The organism is Sphingobacterium sp. UBA5639 (assembly GCF_002421245.1).
GTDB classification, from domain to species: domain Bacteria; phylum Bacteroidota; class Bacteroidia; order Sphingobacteriales; family Sphingobacteriaceae; genus Sphingobacterium; species Sphingobacterium multivorum.
The window spans coordinates 559,152-573,744 of sequence record NZ_DIJR01000002.1; the positions used below are offsets into that span (position 1 = coordinate 559,152).

11 protein-coding genes are annotated in these 14,593 nt (G+C 35.1%); 8 read left to right on the top strand and 3 right to left on the bottom strand.

Annotated features, from left to right (window positions below; genetic code table 11):
• Nucleotides 1–10 precede the first annotated feature (10 nt).
• Together B4Z90_RS03255 and B4Z90_RS03260 are read right to left on the bottom strand one after the other, a co-directional pair.
• Nucleotides 11–3,205, bottom strand: a complete 3,195-nt coding sequence (locus B4Z90_RS03255) for a SusC/RagA family TonB-linked outer membrane protein (RefSeq protein ID WP_286801394.1) — start codon at nucleotides 3,203–3,205, stop codon at nucleotides 11–13.
• A complete protein-coding gene (locus tag B4Z90_RS03260; protein WP_286801396.1) occupies nucleotides 3,202–4,563 on the bottom strand; it encodes a TlpA family protein disulfide reductase in 1,362 nt (453 codons plus the stop codon). The genes B4Z90_RS03255 and B4Z90_RS03260 overlap by 4 nt, the downstream gene beginning before the upstream one ends.
• Before the next feature lie 683 nt (nucleotides 4,564–5,246).
• Between B4Z90_RS03260 and B4Z90_RS03265 the strand changes: the two genes are divergently transcribed.
• From B4Z90_RS03265 to B4Z90_RS03280, 4 genes are all read left to right on the top strand, one after another.
• A complete protein-coding gene (locus B4Z90_RS03265; protein ID WP_286801398.1) occupies nucleotides 5,247–5,651 on the top strand; it encodes a helix-turn-helix domain-containing protein in 405 nt (134 codons plus the stop codon).
• Nucleotides 5,652–5,672: 21 nt separating this feature from the next.
• Nucleotides 5,673–6,065, top strand: coding sequence for a hypothetical protein (locus B4Z90_RS03270; protein ID WP_286801399.1), 393 nt, complete (start codon nucleotides 5,673–5,675; stop codon nucleotides 6,063–6,065).
• A 122-nt stretch (nucleotides 6,066–6,187) separates the two neighbouring features.
• On the top strand, nucleotides 6,188–7,270 hold the full coding sequence (locus tag B4Z90_RS03275) for a HipA domain-containing protein (RefSeq protein WP_286801400.1): 1,083 nt from the start codon (nucleotides 6,188–6,190) through the stop codon (nucleotides 7,268–7,270).
• The gene (locus tag B4Z90_RS03280; protein ID WP_108632584.1) at nucleotides 7,264–7,674 is read left to right on the top strand and encodes a HipA N-terminal domain-containing protein; all 411 of its coding nucleotides are present in this window, start codon (nucleotides 7,264–7,266) and stop codon (nucleotides 7,672–7,674) included. Before B4Z90_RS03275 ends, B4Z90_RS03280 begins: the two co-directional genes overlap by 7 nt.
• Before the next feature lie 641 nt (nucleotides 7,675–8,315).
• Here the strand turns inward: B4Z90_RS03280 and B4Z90_RS03285 are convergent.
• Entirely contained in the window at nucleotides 8,316–9,224 is a 909-nt protein-coding gene (locus B4Z90_RS03285) for an SH3 domain-containing protein (protein WP_286801401.1), read from the bottom strand.
• A gap of 404 nt (nucleotides 9,225–9,628) precedes the next feature.
• On the opposite strand from B4Z90_RS03285, the gene B4Z90_RS03290 reads away from it, so the two are divergent.
• The 4 genes from B4Z90_RS03290 (at nucleotide 9,629) to B4Z90_RS03305 (ending at nucleotide 14,344) form a co-directional block, all read left to right on the top strand.
• On the top strand, nucleotides 9,629–10,570 hold the full coding sequence (locus B4Z90_RS03290; protein ID WP_286801402.1) for a YecA family protein: 942 nt from the start codon (nucleotides 9,629–9,631) through the stop codon (nucleotides 10,568–10,570).
• Nucleotides 10,571–10,913: 343 nt separating this feature from the next.
• Nucleotides 10,914–12,014 carry an ABC-three component system protein gene (locus tag B4Z90_RS03295; protein WP_286801403.1) on the top strand — a complete coding sequence of 367 codons (1,101 nt, stop codon included), beginning with the start codon at nucleotides 10,914–10,916 and terminating at the stop codon, nucleotides 12,012–12,014.
• 3 nt (nucleotides 12,015–12,017) lie between these two features.
• Nucleotides 12,018–12,488, top strand: coding sequence for an ABC-three component system middle component 2 (locus tag B4Z90_RS03300; protein WP_286801404.1), 471 nt, complete (start codon nucleotides 12,018–12,020; stop codon nucleotides 12,486–12,488).
• On the top strand, nucleotides 12,488–14,344 hold the full coding sequence (locus tag B4Z90_RS03305; protein ID WP_286801405.1) for a hypothetical protein: 1,857 nt from the start codon (nucleotides 12,488–12,490) through the stop codon (nucleotides 14,342–14,344). Before B4Z90_RS03300 ends, B4Z90_RS03305 begins: the two co-directional genes overlap by 1 nt.
• The last annotated feature ends 249 nt before the right edge of the window (nucleotides 14,345–14,593 follow it).

The following is a 14,593-nucleotide window of genomic DNA, read 5'->3' on the forward strand; positions in this document are numbered from 1 at the left end:
ATTTCGTTTTTTAAAATTCAACATTCATTCCAAATCCGTAAGTTTTCGCAGGCGCCAGTCCCGAGGCCGCATAGACCGGGTCTATACCGCGCTTATTTTTAGCCCATATAATCCCGAGGTTGCTTGCTGTAAGCTGCAATCTAACAGCGGCCAGCTTTAATCTTTTTTCCAGATAGGTTGACCGATATTGAAGGCGTATATCCTGTAGTCTGATATGGTCTCCGCGCTCGACCAAAGCCGAGCTATTTCTAAAAAAATCTTCCCTGCTGGAATTCGCAGGATAATACATCGCAGGGATCTCTGTATGACGTTCATCACCTGACTGTATCCACCGGCGCTGAAAATCAGGATGACCTACGTTTTCATTGTAAAGACTCAAATAGTTGATACTTGTCCGTCTGAAGAAATAATCAAATTGGCCGGTAATATTTATAAAAACTGAAAAATCACCGAACGCAACATTTTGTGATAAATTTCCATAGAATAGTGGAATAGCAGAACCGTGATTAATCAACTGATCCTTTTCTGTATTTCGGATAATATCAGCATAAGCGGTGCTTTCTGAGCCATTCAGCTGTCCTAGCGGACTTCCATTATCCGTACTGAGTCCTAAAAACCTATAGCTATACAGTGAACGGAACAACTCTCCTTCGACCAGTCCTGACGCCAAGATCTGGGATGCAGACAGTACACCCGTAGTATTTAGTTTTGTTATATTGGATTTGGAATAAGCGAGATTGACAGTTGTACTTCCATTGAAGGAACCATCCCGTCCATATTTGCCACCGAGTTTCAATTCCATCCCCCTCCCCCTCATATTGGCATTGTTGGTAAATACACTTACAAATCCTGAACTTGGATCCAGGGGTTGCACGCCAAACAGGTCTGTTGTTTTTTTCCAGTAATAATCCAGTGCCACAAACAGGCGGGGATTTTTGAGCGTTACATCCAGCCCAAGATTAACTGTCCCAACTTTTTCCCAGCGCAATCTTGCATTTGAGGCATTGATAACCGTGGCGTAGGGAAGATTAAAATAAGCTTCATTACTGGTTGCATATTTGATGGAAGTAACACCTAGCCTATTCGGATCAGTATTGCCGCTAAAACCATAAGTAGCACGCAATTTAAGCTGTTCAAAAATTGAATGGGCTACAAATTTTTCCTTTGCGATATTCCAAAGGTAACCGACCGACCAAAAGGGTGACCATTTATCATTCGTATTTACACCGAACATATTGGATGCATCTTTTCGCACACTGGCGCTCAGGGTATGCTTATCCTTATAGGAATAAGATGCATTGGCAAATAACGAGACAAACCGGTTGTCCGTCCATCCGAGTGATTTGTTGGTGGGTATAGTACGTGCAAAGCTCAAACCATCAAACATATTGAAACTTTGGTTATAATTGACTTCGACATAGGACTGATTGTTATCCTGATATCCGTACCTGCGTAGCTGATCGTAATTGTTCAACGATCTCCGCATTTCAAATCCCGCCAGGGCATCCAGACGATGATTATCTGAAATATAGCGGTTAAAATTTAGCTGCCCCCTAAAAGCTTGTGCTGTCAGCTGTTCGACCGTCTTGTCCAAGATTCCACCTATTGGAATATTCCGGACGAGTTTCCCACCTCCAAGCTGTGAATAGAGATTGACCAGATTTCTTGTATAATAGCTATCGTCCTTGTAGAGTGTACGATTTCCAATGTTGTTTGACTGGAATTGGTAATTGACCTGCAATTGAAATCCATTACCGATATCAAAAATGGGATTTATGAACATCAACAAGCTTCTATTCTGTCTTTCGGCCAAGGAAGATGCCATATCCTTCAGCACACTATAATTCCAGTCAAGAAGACCGTTTCCATTCCATTGATCGAGGTACTCACCGCGATAGTTTCGGTCTATATTGGCAGGGCTACCATCATTTTTGATCAACATGGCGTATGGATATATTTTCTTGTTGTTCAAGAAAGATATATCATAGCCATACGTACCAAAGGAACCTACTGAAACCTCCTTTTCGTTTGAAAAAGTAATCTTTGAATTCATTGACAGCCGCGGTAAAAGCTGCAATCTATTGGTCAGATTGGCGGTTATTCTTTTATAGCCATTTGTTTTTAGTGAATAGTTATCATTATCATATCCCAAGCTAATACAGGTAGCGTTTCTGTCTCCTGCTAGATCCATGGAAAGGTTATATTGCTGGTACCGGAGTTTACGATATACATACTGTAGGTAATCTGTCCGCACATCATGACTTGCTATCTGCTCGAGTCGATCCTCAAGTTCAGTATTATCTACAGTCCCCTTCTTGTTTTCCAATAGCAGTTCAATTACCGGTGTCAGAGCTGGATGTGCCGAACTTGAAAACTGGCTATCGTAAAAACCACGTTCAAACAGATCGCGTTCGACCTGGATAAAATCTGCTGACGAAAGGGTGTAAGCATTCTTTAGATCCGGTTTATCTTGTATCCGTATACTCGAAGATAGCGAGATCTTAGCACCCTGTCCCATCTTTGCTTTTTTCGTCGTGATGACAATCACACCGTTTCCAGCCTTTGCACCCCAGATCGAAGCTGCCGAGGCGTCCTTTAAAATTGTGATATTTTCTATATCGTTCGGATTTATCGAATACAGATCTCCTTCGTACGGAAAATTATCCAATATGATCAGCGGAGAGCCGTCGGCATAGATCGATGAGGCACTGCGGAGCTGCATACCGATATTATGGTTATTGGCACTGATACCATAATCCGACCTGTTAAAAAGGATGGTGCTCTGCCCCTCCAGTCTACTAAAAATATCCGTAGAAGCAACCTGATTCAGTTTTTCACTGGAAATTGTTTCAAAGCTGCCTGTAGCCCTTTCCTTGGGAATGGCTGTATAACCAGTATTGATCTGTACCTCCTCAAGTTCACGCTGTTTGGCCTGCAGGCTGATCTCACTTCCCGAGATTGTATCCAATGCAACTCTTTTTGGCTGGTAGCCGACGTGTGACAATTCCAGTTCCTTTGCTTCTGGCGGAATCCTAACCAAACCGTTTTTATCTGTAGAAAGCCTTGTTTGCCCCGGCAAACAACGGATAGAAACAGCCTCTATACCTTTGTTATTATGACTATCTTTAATTTGAATATACTGTTGTCCCATCAGTGTCGATACACTGCACAATAGCATCAATAATATTATTACATAATTTCTCATGTTGTTTTCTCCTTTCCATTAATCCGTAATATGCTGACCGACCTACGTTCGATTTTCACGGTAAGACCTAAATTTCTCAGCAATTCAACATATTCGATAAGCCTTTTAAGCGATCTGATACTTTTAGGATATTTTATCTTGTAATATTGCTTCGACTCATTGACCACTACAATGTGACGGGTATTTGCATTCAGTTCATTTACCAACAGGTTTAATGGGATCATTTCCGATCCCGTACATGAATTTATCTGAGATATCTTTTTAGCATCCTTTATGACGACACATTCCATCCACTGTGTGTCTACAGAACTTGTTATTCCAAAAAAGCCTTCGAGCGCCGTCTTCATCCTTGCTGAGGCCGCTCCCCTTTGTGGCACGGCCGCCATACTATCCGCATAGCAGTACATATGGCTAGGTAGCCATTTGTTGAGGTCGATTGCTTGGTAAGGAAAATATTCGTCCTTCCAACGTGGGTCATTGATGTATACACTTGAATTTGGAAAAGAGATGGGCAATCCATTTGCAATCAATAAGAGATGTAGCATAGGATAGTTGACAAAATAAAGCAGGGGATCATTGTTTCTGCCTTTCGCGAAAAAATTGCTTTCCCTTCTTGTTCCTTCCAATTTATTGGAAACAAAAGGAAAATTAGCGTTTACACTCAGTCTATGCATTATATCAGCTCTGTCCAGATATTCATCTTTTGTGGGAATACTGTCGTAGATACCATACTTAATCGCCTTCGACACAGTTTTTTGATTGAGAAACATAGGTAGGCTTGTCCTTTGAACGATGCCATTCCTGTCTATCCACACCAGATGGGGTACTGTCTGATGACGAAAGATTTTGGTTAAAATTGAATCATTGAATACAGTGAAGGCTGATGCAAGAAAGGAATTGCGGCTGACTACGTTTTTAGCTGTTATTTTAGCCAGTGGTTCCCTTGTTACAGGTATAATAGCGATATCCTCTTTAAACTGCTTTTGAAGAGCAATAGATTCTTTCAATGAACTTATACAACCTGCACACCATGTCGCCCAAAAATCAAGAATGATTAATTTTTTGCCCCGGTAATCTTGAAGGGAGATATAGGTTCTAGCAACAGGATGGTTAGCGACCTCTAATGAAATATTCCAAAGTTCTTCAGGAATGGTATCTCCCACTTTCAGGGATTTGATTAAAAGCCCATCGGCCCCGCTGTTCTTGCGAGGCGCCTGAGCTGATAAACTAAACATAGAAAACATTTCAATACCCCAGATAAGGATTGTCAACTTTAAGCAGTTCGATTTAGTTAGTTGTGGGCAGGAGCATTGTGTACCAATAGGCAGTTCACTTCCACCCTTGTAAAAATGAGTCATTTTTAAAGGTTTTAATAGGGCTGTGACCTGCTTGGACCAGAATGCTCTCCGACACTTGCAAACGCATCGCATTTGCTCTTAAGCCTAGCTTAGGTCACAAATAAATAATAAGGTTAATAAAAAAATCGAAGGGCGTTTGAATGGTTAGTTTCCAAGGTATATAATAGGGTCGTCACGCACTTTACGATTAAAAAAGTCGTATAGACTTTTCGCCTCTAGAGCTACTCCGGAGAACGGACTAAATTTTTGTAAAGCTGTTTTTTCATACTCGTTTTTATTGGTTAAACGAGTCTTTTCGGTGGGTATATTGCTATAAGCATGGAGTCCCAACCTATGGTCCTGGAGGGCTAGCACGCCCCGAACACACATAAGAAGGGAACCCCATACTTATAGCATGGGAGTCCTTACTTCTCATCTTGTGTTCTTTAAAAGTGCTAGTTTCCAGAACAAGACTCGAAGCAGAAGCTTCATCTCTTTCTATTTGAAGTTCTGCAAAGTTACTAAATCAAGTAAACTTTTACTGATGATTTTCTAAATCAATTTTCAACAATTATTTATGAACAAAATTATTAAAAAAGCATCAATATTACTATTTTTTTTAGTACATTTACCTACATAAAAAGTAGCTAAAAACTACTTTCCAATTAAACTTCAATAATTCAGAATGAGTAGATTTGTAGCTTATGGCAAATGAAGGCAAACATCCATTTTTAGAATTGGATAACAAAAAAATAGGACATAAAATTTATATTCAACGAAAGATTGCTGGTCTTAAAGCGTTTGATGTAGCCGAACAACTTGGTATCAAGGAAGCCGCTTATACCAAATATGAACGTGGAGAAACAAAAATTACTATCGATTTTGTTAAAAAGATATCAGAGATATTTAAGATAGATCCTTTACTTCTCTTGTCTTCGAACGACGTGAACTATTTTGATAATATTCATAATTCGCCTATTTTAAGCACATTTCACACGTATCAATCCACTAATGAGAAACAAAATGAGGTGATTTTGGCTTTAATTGAAAATGTAATTGAGATGAACAAGAACATCATGCAGTTACTTAATGACAAATCTAATAATTAGAAGATATTTAAATCGACATTTATGGCAAATGACAACATATTACAAGAACTAGACAAAAATAAACTTGGAGTACTATTTCAAGTTCATCGTGAAATTAATGGGTTATCCACTTTGGAAACAGCTGATAAATTAGACTTAGAAGAAGATGATATAATTGAAATCGAAAAAGGAGAAGCTGTAATAACACCAGAGATTGTTAAGAAATCCTCTATTTTATTTAAAACCGATTTTATTTCTTTACTTTCATCTTCATCAAGTGTAAATCACTTTGAAAATGTTTACAGCTCACCGATTAATAGTAATTTTCACACATATAAATCTAATGATGAAAAACAAAGTGAAGCAATTTTGTTATTAATTGACAATGTTACTTCGATGAATAAGCGTATAACTGAATTACTGGAGCAAAAGTAACTTTGCCCTTTAGATGCGGGCAACTTCCCTATTTGTTGCTCGCATTTTAATAAAAAATAGCCAATTATCTTTAGTCTAATCTTCCTAGATAATAAGTGACTAAGAATTTGAAGTATTAAGACATGTCTCAAAATTTTATAAACGAAAGACATGTCAAAGTTTTTGAATTAGAGCAAAATATAATGCCAAATTATAAACATGTCTTAAGACGAGAAGAATCAGCTGGGTGTTCGGGAAATATTAATGAAAAAAGCATCCAGGTTCTTAAAAGTAAGGATTATATTGTTATAGATAAGCCGCTAGACGGTGATGCACCAAAAGCATTTTTAAAGATATATACGTACAAAAAAGGTGGGAGCAACAAGAAATGTAACCAACAGAGCTGGGAGTCTTATATAGCAAAAACAGGTGAAAAGTGGTATCCACAAGAATCTGTTATTGAATTTATGATAAACAGAATAGGACAAACTCTTGGTTTGAAAATGAATGAAGTTTGCCTGCTAAAAATCAATGGACAAATCAGATTCTTGAGCAAATATTTTTTAAATCCAAAACATGAGGTCATGAGCCATGGTGCCGAAATATTCGGTGAATATTTAAATGATATGGAAATGGCACAAGAGATAGCCAATGACAAAAAAAGATCAAGAGAAAATTTCACTTTTGAATTTCTAATAGGGGCTATTGAACATAAATACCCTCATTGCCATCAGACTATAATCAAAGATATTGTTAGAATGATTACTTTCGATGCAATTGCTGGCAATAATGATAGACATTTCTATAATTGGGCAGTGATTACTTCTATTAGAAAAAATAGTAGCTTACCCCGCCTTGCACCTATATACGATTCTGCAAGAGGCCTCACTTGGAATTGGAGTGAAGAAAATTTGATAAAGTATGTAGCCCAAGAAAAGAACAATGGCAAGAAAATTGCGAGATATATCAAGGAGGCATGCCCAAGGATAAGTACCGAAGGGAATTTTAACATAAATCATTTTGATTTAATCTTTTTTATTAAGAACTTTAGAAATAGTGAATATTTAGAAATAATTAACGATCTTTGCAGTCCTTTAAAAGAAGAAGAAGTTATTACAATGATTAAAGATGAATTTTCATCAATTTTCAGTGTTATTAGAATTGATACCATAATACATATTATTAAAAGAAGATTTAGCATTTTAAGAGAGGAGGCGTCATGTTGAATATTATTAATAAATTGATCCGTAAGAAGAAAAGTCTTGATAAGATCAGTGCTCCATTAGTACACCAAATTTCAAAGCGTGATGAAGTTTTTCTTCTAAAATACGAGAAACTCCTTATTGGAGAGCTCCGTTTTAATGAAAATGAATGGGAATTCAAGTATTCGGAAGATTTTAAAAAAGTGAAGGATAAGTATAACCATATTGCTGGTTTTTCAAATTTAAATAAGGTTTACCGTAATCATGAATTATGGCCGTTTTTTCAAAGCCGTATTCCCGGTCTTAAACAACCTGCAGTCAAAGAAATCTTAAAAATTGAACGTATTGATTCCACAAACAAATTTGAACTACTAAAACGCTTTGGTAAAGAAAGTATTAATAACCCATATGAGTTAGAATTTGTTTAAATCTATCTACGCAATATTGGTTTATAAGAAAAGAGGCTCAAACAAGCCTCTTTTTTATATTTCGAAATAGGTAAAGTTCCTCCCCCACAAAAATTAAGAATAGTTAGGAAAATAAAATCTGATCTTCCTCAAATTCATGAGAAACTTGAACGCAATAACATATCAAGGCTCTTTATTGAAAGAAAAAATAGATTGCATTCCATTAACAAAGGAAGTCCAAGATACTGTCAAACAAAAATTCAGATTTGAATGGACTTATCACTCCTGTGCGATAGAGGGTAATTCTTTGACAATTTTCAGCAACTATATAGACAGGGCAAGTAACGAAAAAAGGCCTCTTTCAAAATTAACCAGTGATCTTTTAGAACAGATTGGGATTATCGAATGATCAGGTCTTTTCCCAGACAGTATATCATAGTAAATAGTTGAGATTGAATTATCTTTTATACCCGTATCGCTTAGGTGGTCAGAACTGGAGCTCTGGCCACTTAGGAAGAACAAATACCAGCTTCTAAATCCGAAGATATGGAGATCAGAGAAGTCGAAAGATGACGGTACAGAGAAGTTATAGCTTCGAAACTGTAACACAAACCGTGTCATCGGATTCCTCGTACCAAAAACCTTCGATGACAATTTCACAATTAATTAATACCCAAATATTTCTTTAATATCCACCCGTGAATTATTAAATTATCCGCACCATCAATATACTTTACATAAGCCCATTTTTGTCTAGTTTCTAATACATTTACCTGATGCCCTTGAGGGATGTTATATAGTGTAATAGATTTAGAGTTTGGTTTTAATTTTAAATAACAAGATCGATTTGTTATTCTGAACTTCACTGTAGAATTTTCCAAATAATTAATGATTGAGTCAACTTTTTTAGTCAATACTTGTCCTTCCTCAACTGTAAACGATTCATTTTTTTTCTTGACAAAATCATAATATTGATGAAAACCCATTAATAGCGCGATAAAGCATAAAAAAGAATTAATTTTTTTACTGGGAATTTTTTTTGATAATTCTTTACTACTCGCAATTAAATTTTTGATCTTAGCACTTAAGATGTCAAAATCTATAGATTCCTCGTTATTTACCATGACTTCCAGATCAATAACATTTATGGCATCTTTCATCGAAGTAAATTCATTGTGAAATTCCCCCAAAAACTCTGAATTAGGAACTTTAATACTAAAATTTTCCAATAGTTTTTGCATTCCATTTCGCCTGGAATCAAATGTTTTTGCAATATCAACTAATTTTCCAAACCTTTCAATATATTCAGAATGAAGGGCATTTACTCTATCCATAGAACCAATGAATTCCTCGCCAATTGACTTGAACCGGAAATCGGAAATTCCATAAGAACTTACTATTTTATCAATACTTGGGATTCTATCTAAAATAGTTTCCGACTTTATATTAGAAAAACCTGGAAAGCTGTGTAATCCAGCTAATCTTTTATTGATCTCGTTTTGTCGATTACTTAGCTTTTCGATGGCAGATGCAATTCCTGTTGATCTATTAATAATATCATCCAAATTCATAATAATTTCTTTAAATAAGGGGGCTTTTCAAATATGCTATAAATTTTGGCAAAACAAGTAGATCCACTGAATAAATTTCTAAATTTTACGGATAAAAAAATTCATATTTTCTGCAATATATAATTGAAAAATTTCACTAACTTAACCTTTCAGTCATTGTAACCATGCATTATCTGATTAAATTAAAAGAAAAGCTTGAGCAAGCCTTTGTTCTACTAGTTGTTGGAACGGAGGTATCATATGAAACATGTGAAATACCTGAATAGAAAGGCCTAATCGAAGATGGGCTTAGATATACTGTTAGTCTTAGGAGGAATTCAGATGAAATAGTTAAAGTAAACGCTTATTTCGGGGAAATTCAGTAATATTTTAAACTCAATAAATAGAAAGCAAAAATATAGAATATGAAAGGTAATTGTAGGCTTTACGGAACAGAAGGTGAATTAAGATCTAGCCATCTCATGCCGAAATTCGTTATAGATTATATGAAGCGTACAGGTTCGAAATATTTAAGAAATTTTTCAAATCCGAATCAGCGATTACAAGATGGCTTAAAGCGAAATTATCTCTCGCACGAAGCAGAACAAGTATTTAGTATCAAAGAGAAATGGTTTGCAGAAAACATTTTTAAACCTTTCATGGAAATGGGTGAACACAATTTTCACTACGATGAAAACCTCTACTATTTTCTTATCTCTGTGCTGTGGAGAGGTTTGCTACATCAAATGGAAAACTCCGCGATTTCCGACGATACTACTTTGAATATCCTAGAGAAGGTACAATTGGATTGGAAGAGTTATTTAGCGGGTGAAAAAAAAGCCCCCCAGTTTTCAGATGTTAACCTATTTCTTACTGATGATATCAAGTCACATAATACAGGAATTATGGGTTTAGATTTCTACTTTACTAGAATGATAGACCTCACAATATTCTCCGATGATAAAGGAGATCATATTTATGTGTATGGTAAGTTTTTAAAGTTTATATTTTGGAGTACTATAAAGGATTCTAGAAATATTGATAATTCAATAGTTCAAATCAAGCAGTCGGGTGGAATCATAAATTTTCCCCAGAACTTTCAGGACAGCTTTTTTATGGAAGCCTTGATATTTCGTGTAAAGGCCATTAGTGAATTGCCCCAACCGAACGACCAACAACTACAAAAAATAACTGATGAGGTATTAAAAAACCCTAAAGCATTTTTCAATTCTAAAGCAGGAGGATCAATAATGAATGACTGGAGATTAGACAATTCAACTAATCACAAAATCTCCATCCCCGGAAGAAATGAACCTTGTCCATGTGGTAGTGGAATTAAGTTTAAAAAATGTCACGGATTTCGCTAATAGATAAGTTTTCCCAACTTTATAAAAATTATCGGTATTGGCTGGTCGTCAGTTTTCGCATAATGGTATCAAAATATCCAATCAATGCATTTAGGTAAATGTATTGACCTATAAGCCCCCTGAAGAATGCATAACGTTAATATGAAAATGGTAATAATGAAAAAGGAATTATAAAAATTATTCAGACTAGAAGGTCAAATAATTTTTAGTAACTTTCTATGCGAAAAATTAGAAAAATATTTATCGCTATTAGTCATCTTATCAAGTCTATATGTTTTTACAACAGTAAACCGTATAGTTTTTATGTAAAAAATTCGATAGAATTCATATTTAAACCTAGAGAATGCAGATTACATTTTTAGAAATTACCAGACCTAAAGGAAAAAGACGAATAAGTACTTTTGAAATTCTATCTGGTGCTATTGTTTCACCATTAGATAGAATGAAAACGATCTCTGAAGATGATTTCGAGGAGATGGTTTTAGAGTGGGCCGACGATTATTTATCTAAAAAATACCCTAAAGTAAGACAGCTTGGTGGAGCAGGAGATAAAGGAAGAGATATATTAGGCTTTTTAGATGATCAAAAATTTGATATATATCAATGTAAACACTATGCTACTAAACTTGCGCCAACAGATATATATAAGGAACTAGGTAAGCTTGTATACTTCACGTTCAAAGGTGATTATTCAATTCCTGAAAAGTATTATTTTGTATCTCCGAAGGGAGTCGGTACTACTGTTTTCGACATGATACAAAATCCATCTGATATTAACCAAACATTAGCGGACAATTGGGATAAATATTGTAGAGATGACATAACCAAAAAGGAAAGTATTATATTGGAAGGTGATTTCAAAACCTATGTAAAATCGTTCAATTTTTCAATATTGGATGAGATTGCTCCACACGAACTGATCAATCAGCATGCTGAAACTAGATATCATATCTTGCGTTTTGGAGGTGGATTAAAAAAATTTCGAGAAATTATTCCAGAAGCTACCGTTGAGATCCAGCCAAAAGAATTAGTCTATACTTCACAGCTTTTTGCAGTTTACAGTGAAAATATAGCATCATCTATCTCATCAATAACGGAACTGGAAGCAGCAAGCGTTGATTTACATAATCACTTCAAAGAACAAAGAAAAAGCTTCTATTGCGCTGAAACTTTAGAAACATTCAGCCGAGAAAATTTCCCAGAGGCTGACCCCTTGCCTTTTGAAGAATTAAAAGATGAAGCATATAATATAGCCACCACAAATTTACTTTGCGCGATGGATAAATCTGGACTTGAAAGGTTACTTTCTGTCACAAAAGGTGTTAAACAGCAATCCTTTGCAAGCAATCCACTATTTCAGGAAATCAAAGTACAAGATAAAGAAGGTATTTGTCATCACTTAGCAAATGAAGGTAAAGTTCAGTGGGTTAAAAAGTCTAGATAACACATGCAACCAATCAAATTATATAACACTCCTATAGAAATTGCAATCCGCTGCCTATTGAATTTGAATTTCAGTGATAATGGTACGGATGCCGAACGTTTGATGTTTTTTGATTACCTATGTTTAAACACCGCTGATGTCGGTGGCCCTATCAGTATTCATCCTCCAATACCTAATCGAGGCATTCAGATTTTCGGAAGAAAAGAGCTAATAAAAAAAGCTTTAGCACTTTTATTATCAAAAGAACTTATAGATGTGACCGCCAATGATAGTGGATTTAATTACATTATTAACCAGTCCGGAAAAAAGTTTTTAGATTATTTCCAGACACAATATTTCAACGAATTAAGGGAAAAAATTAACTGGACTCAACAATATTTCAGAGAAATGTCTAACTCGCAAATGCGCGAGTTTATTGATATTAACCTTGAGAAATGGGGGGGTGAATTTTTATCAGATCAAACTAGAGATTAATGAACGGCTTTTATATAAAACAATTAAGTGTTACGGGAACAAACCTTATTCCTGCAGAAATTAGCTTTGAAAAAGGAGGGAATTTAGTAACAGGCGTTTCAGATTCTGGTAAGTCTTATCTTTTTGCGGTAATACAGTTTATTCTAGGTAGGTCCAATGAAATAAAAGACATACCAGAAAGTGTAGGTTATGAGGACTTTTTAATGCAGATTAATACTTTTTCTGACGAGATACCATATACACTGCATAGAAAGCTAAATCAAAATACTATAGATATCAAACAATGTGAGATAAAGAATTATTTTACCTCTGGTGCAGATAAAAAGAAATATATCACAAAGGGAAGCCTAACGAGACCTGATAATATTTCAGCGTTTTTACTTGATTTATGTGGCTTGGCTGACAAACAATTACTGAAAAATAAAAAAAAAGGTACAAAGCAAAATTTAGGAATAAAAGATTTAATAAAATTCTCTTTCATTGCTGAAGATTCAATAATTACCGAAAATTCTCCCTTCTATTTTTCGCGTCAATTCATGGATCAAATTAAGGATCAATCGTTTTTAAGTTTATTATTAACTGGTGATGATTTTTCTGAAGTAAGGCAGGTTACAGATGATGATAAAAGAGAAACTCAATTACGTGGAAAACTTGAATTCATTGGATCTCAAATTAGCGAATATGCTAAGGAACTTGACCAATTATATAGCGAACAGCAACGAAATGAAGCTTCACATGATTATGAATCGGTTTATAATTCACTAACTATTCAACTTAAAGAAGTAATTCAGAATGCAAAGATTTTGACAGATCAAAAAACGAGACTTGTTACGGAAAGACTTGCAATACAAAAAAAATTAAACTATAATTTTGACCTATTAAGCCGATTTGAAATATTACGAAGTCAATATCGCAGCGATTCCAAACGTTTGGAATTTATTTTGGAAGCTGAAGTCTTATCAAGCCAATTAGGAGATACCATTTGCCCCGTATGTTCATCTCCCTTAGATGGGAACCACATAATTCATATTAATGAAACCGAAAACTTTCGGATTGCGGTCAATGAGGAATTAAACAAGATTATTTCCAAATTAGCAGATCTCGAAAAGACAATAAATGGGCTTGAATATGAATATAAAAGCATTCAAATAAATTATGAGGATATTAAGGAACAAATCTTAGAACTAGAAACTCGACTCAACGAAGATTTTTCTCCGACTATTGAGGGGCTTAAAATGCAGCTACATGATTTTATGGGGTTTGAGGGTGTTAAAAATCAAATAAAATTCATCAATAAAGAAATTACAAAATTATTTACAGAAAAAGATCGATTGGAAAAAATTCTAGAACATAAAGATGAGCAAGACAATATAACGTTACTACCTTATTCATTATTATCTGATTTAGCTGAATTTATAGAAGCTAGACTTAATAATTGGAATTACTTATCTTCCGTAAATGTTGTCTTTGACTCTAGCTATCAAGTCTTTGACATTGTAATTTCAGGTAAAAATCGTAAGAGCTATGGAAAGGGAAAAAGAGCAATTTCTTATGCTGCCTGCCTCTTGGGAGTATTAGATTATTGCTTAGCCAAAAAAAGAAGTTTTTCCAACTTGATAGTACTAGATTCTCCATTGACAACTTTTGAAGAAAAACGAAATTTGAACCTTTCAGACGTGACTTCTCAAGGTGTTGTTGACTCATTCTTTATTGATTTAAGCAACACACCATTAAATGCTCAAATAATTGTTTTTGACAATAAAGAACCTTCACTCGAATCAGCTGACTCATTACAACATTTAAATACAATTATATTCAATGGTAATGAACAACTAGGTAGAAAAGGTTTTTTTTAACCTATTTTTATCTTCTTAATAAACTGTAATAAAGGCACTAAAGGTTCTATTGAGCTATCGTGACCTCCACTTAAGGGGACACTTGATAGAAGTTGTCTCCTTTTTTATACCCGTAAAAAACTATGAAACAAGCTATTAAAGCACGTTCATTTAGCGTTCGAAAACTTTAACTGCATATACCGGAGCATGCTGGTTCTTCCCCACTTTTGGTGGTCAAGACGGAGCGAATACTACACGTTTCCTCAATAA

Coding starts and splice junctions, on each gene's coding strand:
- B4Z90_RS03255 (WP_286801394.1), bottom strand. CDS start 3,205: ATGAGAAATTATGTAATAATATTATTGATGCTATTGTGCAGTGTATCG.
- B4Z90_RS03260 (WP_286801396.1), bottom strand. CDS start 4,563: ATGACTCATTTTTACAAGGGTGGAAGTGAACTGCCTATTGGTACACAA.
- B4Z90_RS03265 (WP_286801398.1), top strand. CDS start 5,247: ATGGCAAATGAAGGCAAACATCCATTTTTAGAATTGGATAACAAAAAA.
- B4Z90_RS03270 (WP_286801399.1), top strand. CDS start 5,673: ATGGCAAATGACAACATATTACAAGAACTAGACAAAAATAAACTTGGA.
- B4Z90_RS03275 (WP_286801400.1), top strand. CDS start 6,188: ATGTCTCAAAATTTTATAAACGAAAGACATGTCAAAGTTTTTGAATTA.
- B4Z90_RS03280 (WP_108632584.1), top strand. CDS start 7,264: ATGTTGAATATTATTAATAAATTGATCCGTAAGAAGAAAAGTCTTGAT.
- B4Z90_RS03285 (WP_286801401.1), bottom strand. CDS start 9,224: ATGAATTTGGATGATATTATTAATAGATCAACAGGAATTGCATCTGCC.
- B4Z90_RS03290 (WP_286801402.1), top strand. CDS start 9,629: ATGAAAGGTAATTGTAGGCTTTACGGAACAGAAGGTGAATTAAGATCT.
- B4Z90_RS03295 (WP_286801403.1), top strand. CDS start 10,914: ATGCAGATTACATTTTTAGAAATTACCAGACCTAAAGGAAAAAGACGA.
- B4Z90_RS03300 (WP_286801404.1), top strand. CDS start 12,018: ATGCAACCAATCAAATTATATAACACTCCTATAGAAATTGCAATCCGC.
- B4Z90_RS03305 (WP_286801405.1), top strand. CDS start 12,488: ATGAACGGCTTTTATATAAAACAATTAAGTGTTACGGGAACAAACCTT.